Genomic DNA, 19,103 nt, shown 5'->3' with positions numbered 1-19,103 from the left:
TTGATTTTCAGGGGTAAAGTACATGACAAATTTCAACAGAATGATTACCGGTAAAACCAAGCTATTGGGGGTTATTGGACATCCAGTGGAGCATTCCCTATCGCCCAAAATGCATAATGCTGCTATTACCCACTTAGGATTAGATTATGTGTATCTACCATTCCCGATCGAACCAGAGAACTTAGAGGTTGCAGTTGCGGGTTTAGCAGCAATTGGTGTTGTTGGATTTAGTGTTACAATCCCCCATAAACAAGCGATATTACCTTTATTAGCCGAAGTAGACCCAATTGCTCAAGCGGTGGGAGCCGTGAATACGGTTACTTTGAAGAATAATCAATGGGTTGGAACTAATACTGATGTGGAGGGATTTGTATGTCCTCTGCGGAAGTATGACCGTAATTGGGAAGAATCTGTGGTAGTAATTTTAGGTAATGGAGGAGCAGCTAGAGCGGTAGTTGCAGGTTGCAAACAGTTAGGTTGCAAAGAAATTCATATTGTGGGGCGAAACCCTGCAAAATTACAGGTATTTGCTGAAAGTTGGGTTGATTCCCCTTTGGAGGTAAAATTACAAGTTCATGAGTGGAGTGCATTACCGAGTTTAATACCATCAGCAAATTTATTGGTAAATACAACTCCTGTGGGAATGTACCCAAAAGTAGAAGAATCACCGCTAAGTATTGAATTAATCAGCCAATTACCCCAGAATGCGATCGCTTATGATTTGATATATACTCCCAATCCGACCAAATTTCTCCAAATCGCCCAAAACCAAGGTGCAACTAAAATTGATGGTTTAGAAATGTTAGTTCAGCAAGGTGCGATCGCGTTACAAACTTGGTTACCAGAAGAAACTATACCTGTGGATATTATGCAGCATACATTAAGGGAACATTTGGGTTGGGCAAGTTAGGTTTTAGTTTGATATTCAAGCTGAAATTTAAGAATATATTGAAAATTATCAAGAATATTCATTAAATTGGTAACAAACAAAGAAGAATTCTTTATTTTAAGCTTGTTACCGTTTAGCACACTCTTAATATATAAGGCAATACGGTTCAGATAAGCCTAAATTTCTTTGTAGAGACGCGACAGAGGCTAACGTCGCGTATCTACGGTGTTATTTGTTTGAAAATGAACTGTACCGATATATAAGGGTGTGTTAGACGCGCAAAAGCGTATCTTTTTTGGGTCACCTTTATCGCTGTTGTGTCGTAAGGCTCCGCTATATTAGATTAATATCCAAGGGTGTCTTATAGTTTCAAGTGTTAGCCTGACTTTTCTAACCAACGCCAATTGTAACGGTTCCATTCGTAAATTCCCTGAATCACATATTCATTGTCGTCATCAAAGCGAATAATGCAGTTGGTCTGAGGATACTCATCCGTACCAACTTCATCAATTTTGACTACTGTACAAGAGAACCATTCAGGAGCACATACTCCATTTTCCTGTACCCATTCCCATAAAGCATTGCAAACTTGGATGCGATCGCCTATTTTGAGTTGAAAAATATTTTCGTTCTTAAACTGATTGAAATGATGTGGTTCTAAGCGATAAAGCCATTGAACTCCGTACCGATCTCGAATAAATTGGACTTGTTGTGAGTTTCGATTGTGCAACCAATCATTAAGTAATTGCGCTTTCCAAGAAAAGTTTTGTTCTTCTTGACTTTTGACAAATTGTAAAAATAATTCCAATTCTTCGCTTGTGAGTTCTTCCAAAGGATTAACAGAATTAGATGCACCAGAATGAGAATTTTTAACTGCTTCTACCAAAATATTTTTCTGTTGTTCGGTTAACGGACAACTAGCAGTATCGCAGCGGAAAAAAGCTACTTTTAATGCGGCTTCAATCTCATCTGGATTCATAACTTTTGTAATGATGTAAGGCTCAGTTTTCTAATTATGACAAAAGCGAAATAAAATTCTCTGATACGTAGAAGACCAAATAGAGGGTAATCTAAAGTTAATATTTGACTTTGTGGAACGGATTTATGCTGCAATATATACAGTCGCAAAATGAGAATTTAAAAAAAGGGCTGATAGTTTTTCTTATTTACTTTATAGTTATTATCTTATCTTGGATCTTTACTCCTACCGCTGAAGCTTTAACACAGATTAAGCTTTCTAAGCTTTCTTACCAAGAATGTCCTCCAGAACTAGCGAAAGGACAGGTTACTAGCGGTAATTCTATGAGTGCTAATTGTTTTATCGTTACGGGGAAAGCATATAATCCCAGTTCCAAAAAAGTTTATGATGCAGATATTTTCGGAAGAATTTACGATGCAAATAATAATCCGGTAATGCAAAATCGCAACCGTTTAGGTTCTATTACTGAGCTTTCACCGGGAGACAATGATTTTCAAATCAGAATTTCTGTAGCTTCTAATCAACCTACACCATTGAAACTCAAGAAATTTAAAGCTTCTGGCTTTAGTTCTCCTGTTCGTTAATTACCAATTATCAATCACCAATCACCAAAAAATAATGGCGATGTATCATCGCCAATCATCTCATTATTGATATGTATCAGTTCGCTATCTAATCTAAGATGAAGATAACTCCAGAATACATTTCATAATATCTTACAGAAGAAGTATTACAGAAAAAATTCCAGAATTAAACTCGATAATTATAATCAAGAATAGATGTTGAATGAATACTAGAATCCAACTCCAGCGAAACCGCTAGCTAAAGTTCCTAGAACATTACCCAATATCTGAAGCACGAAAATAGCTAAGATAGGAGATAAATCAATTCCTCCCAAAGGTGGAATAAAAGACCGGAAAATATTTAAGTAAGGATCTGTGACCTGACTTAATGCTGCAAATGGTTGGTTATACCAGTCTACGTTGGGGAACCAAGTTAAAAGAATCCGGATGAAAAGGAGTAGGGAGTATAAGGATATAAAAGTAGACAGGGTAGTAAACAGTAAATTCATGGATGAATCAGTTTCCTGCTAAGTGTCAAAAGATGTCTTATAACGATTTTAATTTAGCCGATGCTGCTATGGTTTTTTTTAACTTTATCAGCAATTAGCATAATATACTGCGTTCAGGGGGAAGAGAGCTAATCATGACCAATCGAAGCTTTATCATTATCCCTTCCCTGGTCATCATTTACATTACCCAACTGCTGGCGCACATCGTCAATCGTTGCGTTTAGCTGAGCAATCTTATCTTCTAGCGATCGCCGAGCTATTTCCATATCTAAATCATTACCATCTGTGGGAGACATTTGATGTATTTTTGCGGACATTTCTCGACCCCGCAAAGGTCTATTTTTTGCATCTAATTCTTCTTCGCCAGGGGATAAATTATCGCGTCGCGAAGCAAATATCGCACCAACAATACCTCCAACTACACCGCCAACTAATGCGCCGGTCAGAAAACCACTACCGAAACCATCTCTTTGACTCATACTCTTAAGCCTTTAAAAAAACACTGTAATTGTTAGAAAATCGCCCACCAAAAATGTAGGTTCCCAATAAATTAATTACCAAAAAAATAGATTTCCAGAGAATTGACTTACCAGAGAATTGATTATCGGAAAGTTGAACGCTAGAGAATCGCCGTTTGGAAAATCTATACTAATTTCCCCGCAATGGTGCATAGTAGTTCATGTTCCAAAAATACGATCGCCTGCATCTCCTAAACCCGGCACTATAAATCCTTTTTCGTTAACGATTTCATCTATTGTGGCAGTGTAAACTATCAAACCGGGATAAGTTGCATTTAGTTTTTGCAAAGCCGGAGGCGCTGCGACAACAGATACAATGCGTGTTAATTCCGGATTAATTCCCCTGTTTACTAATTCTACCATTGCAGCCATGATAGAACCTCCAGTAGCTAACATTGGATCGGTAATCAGCACCCTGGTTTCGGGATGAAATTTTTCTGGTAGTTTGTTTAGATAGCATTCAGGTTGTAACGTCTCTTCATTGCGTACCAAGCCCAAATGATAGATTGATGCTGAGGGTAAAACAGTTTGAGCGCCTTCGAGCAAACCCAAACCAGCCCTAAGAATAGGTACAACAGCCATTGGTACCTCCGGATCTACCAAAGTAACATTAGCTGTTTCCAAAGGACCTTGCACCATTACATCTTGAGTTGGAAGCCATTCCCTTATAGCTTCATAGCTTAACCAACGCCCCAATTCGGTAATTGCGCTACGAAATAGCGCCGAAGGAGTTGCAGCATTACGAGCTATTCCTAGCCAGTGCTTAATTAAAGGATGGGGGGGAACATAGACACGTAATTGTAGCGTCATAACATAGAAACGGCAATAAACAGCGCATGAGGACTGAAACAGTATAACAACTCGAGAGATCAACGCAAAAAAAATAAATTTTTGCAAACATGTAATACAAGCTACCTAATAATGACTGTGCTTTTATGTAATATCCCTAGTGAATTGCAATTTAGTATGGGGTTTATTGAGAATTATTGAGAACTTCCCCCAATGGCTGAACATAAAATCACGTTTGCAATTTTGCAACATTAGCTCTGTAATCCAGAAAGAACTTTTGCTGCTCGCTGCATATAACTAGAAATCCAAATGTATACTTGAAGACTATTGCTATTTTTTCTCATTAGTAGTTGACATTTTTTCTCAATCAAGATTATATTGATAATTAAGTGTTCTCCTCTCTTTAAGGATCGGCAGACGGGATTAGCCAGCTAAAGCAGGCTCGTCCCTCTTTTTTTGCCTGCTTTATAAAGTGCTTTTTGTTACTTCAAGAAATCAAGAATTTAATAAGTATTTTCTTTAGTTGTTGACGTCAAGGTAAATAAAATACATTTTTTTTAAGTTTTAATACTTACTTAAAATTATTCTGATATCTTTGTCAGTCTATTGAAAGAGCATCTGACGTAAAAGATTAGCTACCAATAGTAAGCTTTATTTTTTACAGTGTATTTTGTCCCGAATCATGAAGTATAAAAAGCTTCTTTTTTTTTGCTTGAGCTTTAGGCTGATAAAATAAGCTCTCAGATTTTGAAACTATTCTCGTTTATGATTCACCGATCTGATGCTCAAGGATTTGGGGCAAATTCTACATTTGATGTTATAGTTGTCGGTTCCGGTATTGGTGGATTAGTAACAGCGACTCAGTTAGCAGCAAAAGGTGCAAAAGTTTTGGTGCTGGAAAAGTACATCATTCCTGGAGGGAGTGCGGGTTATTTTCAAAGGGAAGAATATCGATTTGATGTTGGGGCTTCCATGATTTTTGGTTTTGGTCAGAAGGGGACCACAAATTTGCTAACTCGCGCTCTTGCAGCTGTTGGTGTGAGTCAAGAAACAATCCCTGATCCCGTTCAAGTTCACTATCATCTTCCAAATGGATTAGACATAAGGGTACACCGGGACTATCAAAGATTTTTACGACACTTAATTACGTATTTTCCCCATGAGAAAAAAGGAATCAAGCAATTTTACAATCGATGCTGGGGGGTATTCAATTGTCTTAATAAAATAGAATTACTTTCTTTGGAAGAACCAAGCTATTTAATGAGGGTATTTCTCCGCAATCCTTTTGCTTGTTTCGGTCTTTTAAGAAATTTACCTCTAAATGCAGGGGACGTAGCACGTCGTTACATTAAAGATCCCCTACTGTTAAAATTTATTGATATGGAATGTTACTGCTGGTCTGCAGTACCCGCACAAATGACACCGATGATTAATGCTGGAATGGTATTTTCTGACCGACATTACGGTGGTGTCAATTATCCAAAAGGGGGAGTAGGACAAATCGCTCAAAAGCTAGTAAAAGGTTTGACTGAGATAGGTGGTCAAATACAATACAATGCTAAAGTTAAGCAAATTATCACAGACAAAGGTAAAGCGATAGGCGTAGAGTTAGCAAATGGTAAAAGTTACTATGCTCGTCGCATCGTCTCTAATGCTACGCGATGGGATACTTTTGAGAAACTATTACCACAGATTGAATTACCACTTAATGAGAAAAAATGGCAGGAAGCCTATGAAAAATCACCCAGCTTTTTGAGTATGCATTTGGGTGTAAAAGCAGAAGTTCTTCCACCGGAAACGGAATGTCACCACATTTTGCTCTCAGAATGGGACGAAATGAGAGTTCCGGAAGGTACTATTTTTGTCTCGATTCCCACTTTACTGGATCCAAGTTTAGCGCCGAATGGTTATCATATAATTCATTCATTTACTCCAGATTTAATTAATAATTGGTCTGGTTTAACTGATGCTGAATACCAAGAGAAAAAAGAAGCTGCTGCTTGGCGAATCCTTGCAAAGTTAGAAACACTTTTCCCAGGTTTAGAAGCTGGTTTAGATTATATGGAAGTTGGAGCACCACGAAGTCACCGTCGATTTTTAGGTCGTGTAGATGGTACCTATGGTCCTATTCCCCGGAAAAAATTGCCAGGTTTGCTGAAAATGCCATTTAATAGAACGGTAATTCCAGGACTTTACTGTGTGGGGGATACTACTTTCCCGGGTCAAGGTTTAAATGCTGTAGCGTTCTCTGGTTTCGCATGTGCTCATCGTATTGCTGCAGACTTGCAACTAAAAAAAGTATAAATCAAGTATAAATACTGCTGATGTATGGAGATAAATCCTTCTACCATTGCTCAGTGTTTATATTTACGAATCCTTAGGGACTAATATAAAGCTAGGGTTAAGAAATTTATTTTTCCCAAGAATAAAACTTGTTATTAGAGTTACACTTTTTGACAATATTTATGTTGTTAGATAGCTAACCTGATATCGAAGATACAGAAACAGCGTGTATTTATCCGATGGTAAAATTATCTAAAATTATGTTTTTTTGATGAAGTTAATGTATTAATCAACTAAGCGTATGTATACTACTGATTAGATGTATTAGTAAATACATGAATGTCAAATACATAATTTCCAGGGTTTCTTAATAATCGGCTAGTTTTGAAGTAGAAAAATCACCTATAAAAGTCTACTCTGAGAGTAAATTTAAATTTTGAATTTTAAATTTTAAATTTTGAATTTTGAATTTTAAACTTTGAATTTTAGATTTTAAACTTTAAATTTTGAATTCTGAATTTTAAATTTTGGCTTTCTAAATGGTTTGAGACAAGAAAAATATTTTTAGCTTTGCTGCTTACTTAGAAAGCTAATCACTCAGAATTTTTTTGCAGTGTAGAGCTTTTGAGTATTGAAATTATTTCGTATAAAACCTGGGTGTTTTCAATATCTTGTTTTTAAGTCATAACTTATTTAATTGGGGTTAAGGGGTTGAGGATTGATTTTAAATTATTGTGGGTTTGATTATTTGTGCTCTACCAATAGTTTTTTGTTGTTCCTTATTACGCTGCATCACCTTTTTTGCACCCAATTTTCATTGAGTTTCACTTTTAAGACTCAACACTGCTCGGACTTAATTCCCTAGAGTTCAACTATTCTAGAGTTGAATTTTTTTAGAGTTCAAACTTTCTAGAGTTCAAACTTTCTAGAATTTAAATTTATAACATTTTACTTTCCTAGAGTTTGAATTTCTTTGAATATCAATTCTTCTGAATTTCCATTTATTTGAACTTCGGTGTATCTGAAGACAAAGAACTTGTCATTTCTAGCAGTAAGATATAGCGTATTAAAGTTAAAAGTATGTATTTGGATAAACAAGACAGCTTAATAGATGATAGCTCGATAGTATCAGCAGCAAAAGAGCAAATTTCTTCTGAACTAGGGGAAGAAGCTATTATTCTCAATCTTAAATCAGGGGTTTATCATGGCTTGAATGAAGTCGCAGCAAAAATTTGGAATCTTATTCAAAAACCAAAATCTGTTGATGATGTTAGAGCTGTTCTTTTGGAGGAGTATGAGGTTGATTTTCAGCAATGCGATCGCGATTTAAAAGAACTACTCCAGGAACTTACAAAAGCAGGACTAATAGAAATTAATAATCAACAAGTAAGCATTATGTGAAAGTCAAAAGTCATTAGCGGATTGCACGCGTCTAACGATGTTAGCGCTTGAACCGTCTGTAGGTAGCGCAGCTATAGTTATAGCCTCTAGCCTCTAGCTGCGCTACCTACGGAGTCGTTACCTTTGGATCTGCCGACGCCGCCGCAGGCTCTAACTACATTACCTTTGAATCCGCCGATACCGCAGGCTAAGCGCGTGTCCGTAGGACACAAGACATAAGTCAAAAGTCAAAGTTATAGCAGTCGTTACAGCGCAGTTCTAGCGTATCTATAGGACAAACAGGAATCAGCGATATTAACTACATAGTGCTATGAACTATAGCCAAGGAAATTCCAATATAAATTGACAGATAAAATCTGTCCTATTTACTTTCCCAGAGATTTCTTTACCCCATAAGGAATAAATTTCTAAGCTCTGTGAGGTTTTATGAAACAACTGTATCAGTTACTTAAAACAGGATATAAAGAGCGCAAAGTCTTATTAATGACATCAGTTTTAATTGCAGCTATCCGTTTGGGATTGTTGTTATTACCTTTTCAAAGATTGTTAAAACTGCTCGATCAATTTAGTCAGCAAAATACAACCGTCAGCTTATCAGTCAGAAAAATTTTGTGGTCGGTTAACGCTGTAAGTCGCCGTATTCCTGGAATCAAGTGTAAATGTCTCGCACGAGCATTAACAACCCAGGTCTTGATGAAACGTTACGGACATGCATCAAAATTACAGATTGGTGTCGCCAAAACAGCACAAGGAAACCTAGAAGCTCATGCTTGGGTTGAAGTTGGAGGAGTAATAGCAATTGGAAATCTTCCCGATGTTTCCCGTTTCATTCCACTATCATCACTTGAAGGAGTCAAGCAATGAGCGGCATTGCAGGTATAAAGTACCTTGATAATTCGCTATTAGACCGCGCAGATTTAGTCTTGATGCTGGATACTTTAGCCCATCGAGGACCGGATGGTACAGATATCTGGATTGATGGAGGTATTGGTTTGGGACATCGAATGTTGTGGACAACTCCGGAGTCCCTGATTGAAAAACAACCTTTGGTAGATCAAGTTAGGAATTTAGCGATCGCAGCAGATGCGCGCATCGATAATCGTGAAGAGTTAATTTCTCAATTAAGTTTAGATAGTTCCAAGGGAACGGGGAACAGGGAACAGGGAACAGAAAAATTTCCTAAAAATTATGGTGACTGCTATGATTCCCTGAGCGATCGCCCATTAAATCAAAATATAAATCAAAACAACTATTGTTTAAAACCAGTTACAGATAGTCAGTTAATTTTAGAAGCTTACAAAAAATGGGGTGAAGATTGTCCGAAGTATCTGATAGGTGACTTTGCTTTTGCAATTTGGGATGGATGCAAACAGACTCTATTTTGTGCGAGAGACCATTTTGGAGTCAAACCTTTTTATTATTATCAATCCGACCAAATCTTTATTTTTGCTTCGGAAATCAAAGCTCTTTTGTGTCTTCCTCAAGTTCCATGTCGCCTTAATGAAACTAGAATTGGTGACTATTTAGCATTGATGATGGAAGATAAAGCGATCGCCACCTACAAAGATATTTGGCGTTTACCCCCAGCTCATAGTATGGTTATCACCACTGATGAAATCTGTATTCGTCAATATTGGGAACTTGATCGTAACAGAGAAATCAAATTATCCTCGGAAGAAGAATATGCTCGGGAGTTTAAGAAGATTTTTACAGAAGCTGTACGCTGTCGTTTGCGTAGTGCTTTTCCTATTATCAGCCATTTGAGTGGAGGGTTGGATTCGTCTGCTGTAACTTGTGTTGCACGAGATTTATTAACTAAGACGAAAGATTCTCAAGGTGATAATAAAAGAATTACAGATAATAAACTTCATACAATATCGAGTATTTTTGACAAAGTTACTGAATGTGATGAACGTCCTTTTATTAACGCAGTATTAGAACAAGAAGGAGTAATACCCCACTATGTTCGAGGCGATCAGTTTAGTCCTTTATCAAATCTGAGTAGTATTTTTGAATATGAGGATGAAGCCTTACTCGGTCCTTCCCATTTTTATCCTTGGCAATTGAATCATAAGATTAATGAATTAGGCTTGCGAATTAGTCTCGATGGTTTTGATGGGGATACTACAGTCAGTCATGGAACGAAAAGATTAAGCGAACTGGCTTATCAAGGAAAATGGGAAACTTGTATTCAGGAATCTAAAGCTATTAGTAAGCATTTCGATGGGGAAGCTTACCGTATATTTCGCACCCATTGCTTATCATATCTCCAAAATTTAGCTCGAGATTGGTGCTGGATCACCTTTTTATCAGTAGTTGGGAAGATTCACAAAGAGTTTGGTGGTTCGCGTAAGCAATTAATTATTTGTTATGGGGTGAAGCCTTTTATTGCAAGCTTACTATCAAAGTCAAGATTTAATTTGATATTAAATTCAAGATTAAGCTCAAAATTAAATTCAATCACTAACCCAATAGCAAAATTTATCCCTAAACTTTGGCTGAAAAGACTTCATCTGAGTGTTGTAGATAATTCCGTCGAGGATAGTTTAGAAAAATCTATTAATCCTTTAGTTAAAGAAAAATTTGCCCGTCGAATCGGTTTATTAGAGCGTATTCAAAAACAAAGTTCTTCTAGAAAAGAGTTTACCAATCTTAGAGAAGAACACTACTGCAGCCTGAATCAAGGAATATTAGCTTACACCTTAGAACAGATAGATCAATATGCTGCAAGGTTTTCGATCGAAGCAAGACATCCATTTATGGATAAAAGGCTAATTGAATTTTGTCTTGCATTACCTGCAGAACAAAAATTAGCTGGAGGTTTTGGACGGATAGTAATGCGTCGTGCTTTAACAGGTATTTTGCCAGAAAAAGTTCAATGGCGTGGAGGAAAAGCAGATTTGGGACCTAACTTTATTGATGGTTTGCTAGTGCGCGATCGCCAAATCCTTGATCGATTAATGTCGAAACAAATAAAAAACCTGGAAAATTACATCAATATAGATTTTTTAGAAAATTCATATCATCGCCTAATTTCAGCAGGAAAAGAAGCAAGCGATCGGGATTGTATGACAGTTTGGAAAACGGTAATTCTCGCCCTGTGGCTAGAGCATAAACAAGTTTCACCGTAGAAATAGTAATTCTCAACAAGTTTCAATCATCAATATTTCTTGGCAGGTTTTAGCCTTATTTCCCTGATTTTTATATATTTTCCATCATTTAGCTATACCGTAAGTCCAAGCATCAGAGGTGTATGCGAAAGCAAAACAAACTTAAACATTAACTTGGAAAGGAGATTTTCTGATGAAGAAAAAGTACACAAAACCAACATTATCTAATCATGGAAATGTAGAATCCATAACACAGGTTTTGGGTAATGATAAGATTGAAGACTTTCTCATTTTTAACGGTACTGTTGTAGGCACTAGTGATGATTCAATTGACTTTGACTCTGACAAGCATAATTCTTAATGTAAAAATAAATTACTAGGTTTAATGAATTCATCAACTTAAAAATAATTTGCTCTCAATTCGGATAAATCCCGATAAAAATTGAGTTTAAATATATCGGATGAATTCAATATTGCAGGGATATTTATCATATTTGATTTATCCCTGTATTAGTTAGTATCAAATATCTTCAGTCATACAAAGTCAGTAAAATATTACTTATCGATGAGACTATATCAAGCCTATAACTTAAAGATTGCTTCAGAAATACCTTTACCACAGTTGATTGAAACTGAAGGTAAAGCAGATATCGTTATTAATTTAAATAAAACAGATCAAAAAATAGAACATAATGGTAGCGATCGCTGTCAGGGGAATATACCTGGAATTGGTAGGTTTATAATTCAAAATGGACGAACAATATTAGTTAATCCAGAACCAGGAGTTGAAATAGATCGGCTGGGTATAGTTTTGACTGGAGCAGTTTTATCTGTAATTTTGCGACAAAGAGGTTTTTTAGTTCTCCATGCAAGTTGTGTGGAAATAAATGGCTATGCTGTTGCTTTTATGGGTATTTCCGGTTGTGGTAAATCTACCATGGCAGCTGCTTTTCACGCCCATGATTATAGAATTTTGAGTGATGACATAATGCCAATCAAAATTACTCCAAATTCAGCCATCGCTTTACCTTCTTATCCATCTTTTAAGTTATATCCAAAATCTTTAATTTATTTAGGAGAAGATACAAAAAAATTATCTTCAGTTACCCAAAAATCACTAAAATTATCATACAATTTCGCTGAAAATTTCCAAGATAAACCTTTAAATATACAGAAAATTTATGTATTGACTAAAGGGGAAAAACATACAATTAAAAATCTCAAACTTCAAGATGCCTTTATTGAATTAGTACGACATACCCGAGCAATAAATCTTATGGATAGTTCAGAAAGTATGAGCAAACATTTAAGTATGTGCAGTCAGTTAATTCAAAAAGTTAGTTTTTGTCGTTTTACCCGCAAACCTTCACTGACTGACTTACCCAAATTAGTCAAAATGGTGGAGGATGATTTTGCACAAACCAATATAAAAATATTAGCTAGTTAATTAATATTCACTAATTAGGTATTGCAGGTGAAGTTATTTAAAAAACTCCGCAGCAGTAATAAAGTTTTATTAGATTTACGAAAAATTCTAGTATTGATATGGCAAGCTTCTGGCTATTGGACTATAGCTTGGATAATTTTATTACTATTACAAGGACTATTACCTGTTTTTTCTCTTGCTCTAACCCGCCAAGCAGTTAACACTTTAGTCATAGTTGCAGGAAAAGGTGTTTCCACAACAAATATCTACCAAATTTTGATACCTGTAGGTTTAATGGCAGCTATTTTGCTCCTAGGAGAATTTTTTAATGCTGCTGCAGAATGGATTCGTACAGTTCAGTCAGAATTATTACAAGATTATATTAATGGTTTAATCCACAAACAATCCGTCACAGTTGACTACAGTTTTTATGAATATTCAGAATATAACGATAAACTAGAGCGAGCGAGGGAAAAAGCAAGTGGGCGATCGCTCGCTTTACTCGAAAATATTGGTAGTCTCTTACAAAAAACCATAACCTTATTGGCAATAATAATTGTTTTACTTCCCTACGGCTTATTGTTACCAATTGGTTTAGTGATTAGTGCAGTTCCTGCGTTTTATATTCTGATTCATCTCAATAAAATCCAATATAAATGGTCGCGACGTAATACTACCACCCGACGGCGTCTATCCTATTACGATATGTTGCTCACAAGTAATACTACAGCAGCAGAAATCAGGTTATTTGATTTTGCTAATTATTTTCAATCTTCTTACCAAAAATTGCGTCAGAGATTGCGTGCAGAACAACTTCAACTATTAAAACAGCAAACTATAGGTCGTCTAATTGCAGTCATTCTAATATTATTGGTTACTGGTGGTGCATTAGTTTGGATGGGAAGACAAGTTTTACTGGGAATTTTTACTCTTGGAGATTTAGCCTTATTTTTCCAAGCATTCAATCGTGCTCAAAATATTGTTAAAGCTATTCTTAGTAATTTAGGGAAAATTTATCGTCACAGTTTATTTGTAAGTAACTTATTTGAATTCTTACAGATACAACCAAAAATTATCGATCCACCTCATCCAGTTCCTATCCCATCAGTTCTCAAAGGGGAAATTCGGTTTCGAAAGGTTACTTTCTCCTATCCCGGAACCCAAAAACCTGTATTAAAAAATTTTGACTTAACCTTACCATCTGGAAAAGTTGTAGCCATCGTTGGCGATAATGGAGCAGGGAAAAGCACTTTAATTAAGCTTTTATGCAGATTTTACGACCCCGATACGGGAAGCATTGACCTAGATGGTATTAACTTGCGAGATTTTCGGGTTAAAGACTGGCGTCGATTAATTACAGTTTTATTTCAATCGCCAATTCCCTACCATACAACTGCAAGTGAAAACATAGCTTTGGGTGATATATCGAACACCTCATACCAAACAGATATCAAAGCTGCAGCAATTGCATCAGGAATTCACAACAAAATTATGAGTCTACCTTCAGGATATAACACAATGATGGGTAAATTATTTCCAGATGGTACGGATTTAAGTGGGGGAGAATGGCAACGTTTAGCACTCGCAAGGGCATTTTTTAGACGTTCCGAAATTATGATTTTGGACGAACCCACCAGTGCAATGGATCCTTGGAGCGAACAGGATTGGTTAGAACGTTTTCGTACCTTAGCTCGCGGTCGTACAGCAGTTGTAATTACCCATCGTTTTACCCTTGCAATGCAAGCAGACATCATTCATGTTATGCGATCTGGTCAAATTGTGGAATCAGGTAGTCATAAAGAACTACTTAAACAAAATGGATTTTATGCTACCTCCTGGCGATCGCAAATGCAGACTAGTTCAATTTCTTCTATCAATTAGATTTTATCTTTGAATTTACGTATAAAACATTTATGGGTGCAAAAATAAAATTTACAAAAATAAAATTTTTGAATTCTTCCAACAATCAAATCCTTACTTTTCTCTAAGTCAGCTTCGTACATTAACCTTACAGACAGTGTTACAGGCGGTGCTAAAGGTGACCAAAACCAAGACATTCTCTTGTGCACCTAACATACCCTACTTGAGAATTTATTTATAAACATCTTCTTATAAGACACAATCGCATCTCCATAGAATTGAGGTAAATATTTTTATATGCAACTATTAGCTGATTCAGATCCCAAAAAACAGAAAATAAATCTTAGTCCCGATATTAGCCCCAATATTAGCCCCGAAATAGAGTTACTGTTATATGCTCTGTATCCAGAAATGGAAGATCCTATCCTACAAAAAATTAAAGTCTTAGCTCAAAAAGAAATTGATTGGAAGTTTTTTCTGAAAACAGCTTATCGACACGGAGTCGCACCTCTTTTATATAGCCGTATCAATAATAATTGTCCAGAATATATTCCCGAGCCTGTTCTCAGGGAAATTCGGAGTATTTTTTATGCAAATGCCCAGCATAACTTGTTTATAACTGGGGAACTAATAAAAATTTTATCTCTATTACAAAAACAAAATATAACTGCATTTCCCTATAAAGGACCAGTTTTAGCAAATTCAATCTACGGTAATGTTGGTATGCGCCGATTCTGCGATTTAGATATTATGGTGCAACCCAAAGATATTTTTGCAGTAAAAGAGTTACTAATTTCTTTGGGATATCAACCCAAACGAAAAATGGATCGGGTTCAAGAATTAGCTTACCTGCGCTCGAAAAATCAACATACCTATGATTTTATTGACGAACCCAAAAAAATTCTTGTAGAAGTTCACTGGCGTTTAGGACCAAAAGTTTTTACTGATATCAAGCCAGATAATTTTTGGAATAATCTAACACCAATCACTCTCAGTAATATTACGACTTTAACATTGCCCCCTGAGTATTATCTGCCCATTTTATGCGTCCATGGCTCGAGACATATCTGGACGAAATTAGCTTGGTTATGCGATATTGCAACACTCATTTATACGAATCCAAATTTAAATTGGGAAAGAGTTATTCACAATTCCGAAAACTGGCAGTGTAAAAGAATACTTTTTGTTGGTATTTTACTTACAAAAACCTTGTTTGAAGTTAACTTACCAGCAGAAATTTACAAGCAAATCAAAAGTGACAAAATCATAGAAAAGATTATCCCTCTTGTTTACGCTCAATTGTTTGACAACGTAAGAACTTCAGAGAAATTTTTGGGAAGAACTCTTTATCACCTACAAACAAGAGAGCGCTTACAAGATAAATTATTGTATTTACAATCTTTTATTAATTGGTTCAAAACCACTAGGATGGGATTGTCAATTTAAGCATCCCAAGAGATCGAGTATTTTCGACAGCATTAACATTGATAGATTTATTTCAAATCCAACAAACCTTCTTCCTTCAACTTTGGATTGAATCGAACCTGCATTTTTAGACCTCGCATTTCTAAAACTTGGAGAATTTCTGCTTCTACTCTCCGCGCTACATTTTTGAGAATTTTCATTTTGGCGATTTCATCATTAGCAGGATTTTCATAATTCGCCCGTTCTTCTGGGGTAATTTGCAATTTTGCATCTATCGGTTGAGTCCATTTTGGTTTCTCATCTCCATTACCTGCAGGGATACTACCATTTTCTTCAATCCAAGTTTTCTCAATATTTTCTAAAACAGAACGACTAGGACGTTCAATGGTTTGAGTCTTTAGCCAATAACACTTTTGTGGTTGTCGAACTAAACATTGCTTTAAACTCACAAAAATATTCCGAGAATAACCAACAAATTGCAACACTTTTTCAGCATCAAAAATTGCGTATACTCCTATTTTGCCCTGGTATTGCTCTGGTAATTGACCATTTTCATCAATAAAAGAAATATCTGTTAAATCTTTTAAAGCAGGTGTATTGCTTTGAGCTTGCATAGAATTAATGTTAGATTATTTTAATTTACTTTCAACAACTTTAAACAACTTCAACTTCTTTCAAAATTGAATTTACTCGCTAATTACTTTTTGATAAATCGCACATAAGCGACTAGGTTTAAAAATCTTGGCATTAAACATGAAGTTTGGTGGCACATTGACGATTAGATAATCATCAGATTGATGATACTTTTCAAATTCTTTGGGCATGCCTTTAGGGGTATTTGTACTATATGGTACGGGTTGAAATAATAATTCCGTAAATTTTACATCCTTGCACTGTAGTATTTGGCAAATTTGTCCAGTAAAGTTTTCACTATTTAATAAATTAAAAAGGATTTCTTTTGCTTTTGCATCTAGTACAAAGCTTCTATCAAAACTTTGAATAATTTTTAAAGCCATTGTAATTATGGTTAAAATCGATTTAGGAATTATAACTGAAATGATAATTTTTTAGTGATACAATGTCTAATAGTTTAATATTTACCAAATATGTGAAAATTTTAATATTACATTATTAAATAATAAGACATTCAAGAATTAACTCTTGAAATCCACACTAATAAAATACACACGAAGTTAAGATTTATGAAAAATAATATATTTTATTAAAATCACAAAGACTTAATTTTTTACAAAATAGACAAAAATTATCATTTAGCAACTACCAATATTTATAAAAATGACTATCTTTTCAACCGTAAAACAATTATTATGACTTCTATTATTGTCTGATTTTTAATGTCATTGATCTAGAAAAGTTATTTGCTTATGTGATTAAATATGAGTTAATTGAAAATATAAATATAAAACCATATTTTATAATTAGATAACACACCGTGATAGACTATCTAAATAAATCTAGATTTAGTTCGTAAAGCTTAGATTGAAAATTTTTACTATACTTGAATCAGGTAGTTTTCTCGACCAGCAATTATCCAAGTCGCTCCTTATTACAAACACTAACCCTTTAATACCAAAGCAAATGTTTTCAAAATTCCATATCAATGCTTGTGGAATAAATGCTTAATAAAAAATTTATAACTGCTTAAAAGTACCTTAATAAATCAAGCCTGGCGAAGTATGCCCATGCCATGGCAAGAATATTTTTTGCTTCAATCGTACCATTGGCAATATCAATGCTATATTAGTATCTCTAGTAGTGTGTGTAAGTATTAATATCCTTTGTAGGAAGTAATTGTGGCGAATTCAAAGTCTGCTCTCAAACGCGCTCAAATTGCAGAACGCAATAGACTGCGGAACAAAGCATATAAATCCGCAGTTAGAACTTTAACGAAAAAGTTCTTGATTGCTGTAGATAATTATGCAGCAAATCCCAGCCCAGAATCAAAACAAGAAGTCAATCAGAGAATGTCTGAGGCTTACAGCAAAATCGATCGCGCAGTAAAGCGTGGAGTTTTCCATCCCAACAAAGGTGCCAGGAAAAAATCCCGATTAGCCAAAAGATTTAAGTCTTCAGTACCCGAAACAGCTACAGCATCTTAAAGTCATTGACGAATCATCGATATTCATTTAGTTGCTATTCAATTTTTTCTAGCTCATACCCCACAGCTAGAAAACTATGGTCTAAATTAAGTGACAGCTAAGCTAATGACTAAGATGCAGCTAATTGACACTCACGTCCATATTAACTTTGACTTATTCAAAGTCGATTTAGAAGAAATCCGTTCCCGGTGGCAAGAGGCGGGTGTTGTACGTTTGGTGCACTCCTGTGTAGAGCCATCGGAATTTTCTAGTATTCAGGAAATAGCTAATCGCTTTGACGAAGTTAGCTTCGCAGTTGGACTACACCCATTGGATGTTGATAAATGGCATGATGGGATGGCAAATCAGCTATTGTCCTTAGCAACGAGCGATCCCAAAATTGTTGCGATTGGTGAAACTGGGCTGGACTTTTATAAAGCCGATAACTATGAACAACAATATTTTGTATTAGAGAAACACCTGGCGATCGCAACTGAACTAAATTTGCCTGTGATTATCCATTGTCGCAACGCAGCAGAGCCTCTAAGAAAAATTTTAGCAAAGTGGCGAAATTTGACAGGAGAACGTCTGCGTGGTGTGATGCATTGTTGGGGAGGAAACCCAGAGGAAACCCAATGGTTTTTGGATTTGGGATTCTATATCAGCTTTAGCGGTACGGTCACCTTCAAAAATGCCAAACAAATTCAGGCGAGTGCAGCAATGGTTTGGGATGACAGACTATTGATTGAAACTGACTGTCCTTTTTTAGCTCCAGTCCCCAAACGGGGTGAAAAGCGTAATGAACCTGCTTACGTACGTTTTGTTGCAGAGCGAGTAGCAGATATCAGAGGACAAACGGTAGAAGCAATCGCAAATCAGACAACTAAAAACGCCTGTGAGCTTTTTGGATTAGTAAACTAGAAATTTTTAAACCTAGAAATTTTCAAACCTAGAAATTTTCAAACCTTAAAAACTTTGAAACCTGAAAACTCTTGAAACCCAGTTAAATCCAAAGTCCAAAATTCAACCCTTCGGCTTAGAGAAATTATGATACTATTATTTATTCCAAATGATAAAGCTTGCGCCATAATAATTAAGGGAAGCAAAATATAACAGATTTTCCCTCATTCAGATTGCTATTTACTTGTAAGTCCATGTATTCTCTACAAGTGAACGCAATTGAATGATAATGATGTTTTTGTACAAGCTTGAGTTAAACTATTGCTCTAGGCCACAATCCAATTATACAAAT

18 protein-coding genes are annotated in these 19,103 nt (G+C 35.7%); 12 read left to right on the top strand and 6 right to left on the bottom strand.

Annotated features, from left to right (window positions below; genetic code table 11):
- Nucleotides 1-22 precede the first annotated feature (22 nt).
- Complete coding sequence (locus QNJ50_RS01250) at nt 23-910, top strand: shikimate dehydrogenase (protein ID WP_300631191.1); 888 nt, start codon at nt 23-25, stop codon at nt 908-910.
- Between the two features lie 355 nt (nt 911-1,265).
- Here the strand turns inward: QNJ50_RS01250 and QNJ50_RS01245 are convergent, their stop codons facing one another.
- On the bottom strand, nt 1,266-1,868 hold the full coding sequence (locus QNJ50_RS01245; protein ID WP_300631190.1) for a hypothetical protein: 603 nt from the start codon (nt 1,866-1,868) through the stop codon (nt 1,266-1,268).
- 125 nt (nt 1,869-1,993) lie between these two features.
- On the opposite strand from QNJ50_RS01245, the gene QNJ50_RS01240 reads away from it, so the two are divergent.
- Nucleotides 1,994-2,452, top strand: coding sequence for a hypothetical protein (locus QNJ50_RS01240; RefSeq protein ID WP_300631189.1), 459 nt, complete (start codon nt 1,994-1,996; stop codon nt 2,450-2,452).
- A 209-nt stretch (nt 2,453-2,661) separates the two neighbouring features.
- Here the strand turns inward: QNJ50_RS01240 and QNJ50_RS01235 are convergent, their stop codons facing one another.
- The 3 genes from QNJ50_RS01235 to upp form a co-directional block, all read right to left on the bottom strand.
- On the bottom strand, nt 2,662-2,940 hold the full coding sequence (locus tag QNJ50_RS01235; RefSeq protein ID WP_300631188.1) for a YggT family protein: 279 nt from the start codon (nt 2,938-2,940) through the stop codon (nt 2,662-2,664).
- A 128-nt stretch (nt 2,941-3,068) separates the two neighbouring features.
- A complete protein-coding gene (locus QNJ50_RS01230; protein WP_300631186.1) occupies nt 3,069-3,419 on the bottom strand; it encodes a hypothetical protein in 351 nt (116 codons plus the stop codon).
- 198 nt (nt 3,420-3,617) lie between these two features.
- The gene (gene upp, locus QNJ50_RS01225) at nt 3,618-4,268 is read right to left on the bottom strand and encodes a uracil phosphoribosyltransferase (protein ID WP_300631184.1); all 651 of its coding nucleotides are present in this window, start codon (nt 4,266-4,268) and stop codon (nt 3,618-3,620) included.
- 744 nt (nt 4,269-5,012) lie between these two features.
- Here upp and crtH point away from each other — a divergent pair.
- The 8 genes from crtH to QNJ50_RS01185 all read left to right on the top strand — a co-directional run bounded on the left by crtH (nt 5,013) and on the right by QNJ50_RS01185 (nt 15,773).
- Nucleotides 5,013-6,551: a carotenoid isomerase gene (crtH, locus tag QNJ50_RS01220; RefSeq protein WP_300631182.1), complete on the top strand. Its 1,539-nt coding sequence runs from the start codon at nt 5,013-5,015 to the stop codon at nt 6,549-6,551.
- Between the two features lie 1,059 nt (nt 6,552-7,610).
- Entirely contained in the window at nt 7,611-7,931 is a 321-nt protein-coding gene (locus tag QNJ50_RS01215) for a PqqD family protein (RefSeq protein ID WP_300631180.1), read from the top strand.
- 426 nt (nt 7,932-8,357) lie between these two features.
- Nucleotides 8,358-8,795, top strand: coding sequence for a lasso peptide biosynthesis B2 protein (locus QNJ50_RS01210; RefSeq protein ID WP_300631178.1), 438 nt, complete (start codon nt 8,358-8,360; stop codon nt 8,793-8,795).
- Nucleotides 8,792-11,062: a lasso peptide isopeptide bond-forming cyclase gene (locus QNJ50_RS01205; protein ID WP_300631176.1), complete on the top strand. Its 2,271-nt coding sequence runs from the start codon at nt 8,792-8,794 to the stop codon at nt 11,060-11,062. The genes QNJ50_RS01210 and QNJ50_RS01205 overlap by 4 nt, the downstream gene beginning before the upstream one ends.
- Nucleotides 11,063-11,234: 172 nt before the next feature.
- Nucleotides 11,235-11,402, top strand: coding sequence for a lasso peptide (locus QNJ50_RS01200; RefSeq protein WP_300631174.1), 168 nt, complete (start codon nt 11,235-11,237; stop codon nt 11,400-11,402).
- 204 nt (nt 11,403-11,606) lie between these two features.
- Nucleotides 11,607-12,488 (top strand): hypothetical protein, encoded by an 882-nt coding sequence (locus tag QNJ50_RS01195; RefSeq protein ID WP_300631172.1) that lies wholly within the window; start codon nt 11,607-11,609, stop codon nt 12,486-12,488.
- Between the two features lie 27 nt (nt 12,489-12,515).
- The gene (locus QNJ50_RS01190) at nt 12,516-14,348 is read left to right on the top strand and encodes an ABC transporter ATP-binding protein (protein WP_300631171.1); all 1,833 of its coding nucleotides are present in this window, start codon (nt 12,516-12,518) and stop codon (nt 14,346-14,348) included.
- 276 nt (nt 14,349-14,624) lie between these two features.
- Complete coding sequence (locus tag QNJ50_RS01185; RefSeq protein WP_300631169.1) at nt 14,625-15,773, top strand: nucleotidyltransferase family protein; 1,149 nt, start codon at nt 14,625-14,627, stop codon at nt 15,771-15,773.
- 47 nt (nt 15,774-15,820) lie between these two features.
- Here the strand turns inward: QNJ50_RS01185 and QNJ50_RS01180 are convergent, their stop codons facing one another.
- Together QNJ50_RS01180 and QNJ50_RS01175 are read right to left on the bottom strand one after the other, a co-directional pair.
- Nucleotides 15,821-16,366, bottom strand: a complete 546-nt coding sequence (locus QNJ50_RS01180) for a GIY-YIG nuclease family protein (protein WP_300631168.1) — start codon at nt 16,364-16,366, stop codon at nt 15,821-15,823.
- A gap of 72 nt (nt 16,367-16,438) precedes the next feature.
- Complete coding sequence (locus tag QNJ50_RS01175; RefSeq protein WP_300631167.1) at nt 16,439-16,768, bottom strand: hypothetical protein; 330 nt, start codon at nt 16,766-16,768, stop codon at nt 16,439-16,441.
- Nucleotides 16,769-17,566: 798 nt separating this feature from the next.
- Between QNJ50_RS01175 and rpsT the strand changes: the two genes are divergently transcribed.
- Nucleotides 17,567-17,872 carry a 30S ribosomal protein S20 gene (gene rpsT / locus QNJ50_RS01170; RefSeq protein WP_300631165.1) on the top strand — a complete coding sequence of 102 codons (306 nt, stop codon included), beginning with the start codon at nt 17,567-17,569 and terminating at the stop codon, nt 17,870-17,872.
- 114 nt (nt 17,873-17,986) lie between these two features.
- Nucleotides 17,987-18,772, top strand: a complete 786-nt coding sequence (locus QNJ50_RS01165; RefSeq protein ID WP_300631243.1) for a TatD family hydrolase — start codon at nt 17,987-17,989, stop codon at nt 18,770-18,772.
- Nucleotides 18,773-19,103: the final 331 nt, after the last annotated feature.

Origin of the sequence: Mastigocoleus sp. MO_188.B34 (genome assembly GCF_030065675.1) — a bacterium.
Taxonomy (GTDB): Bacteria; Cyanobacteriota; Cyanobacteriia; order Cyanobacteriales; family Nostocaceae; genus Mastigocoleus.
The sequence above is the reverse complement of the archived record's forward strand: the minus strand, read 5'-3'. Positions and strand labels throughout refer to the sequence as shown.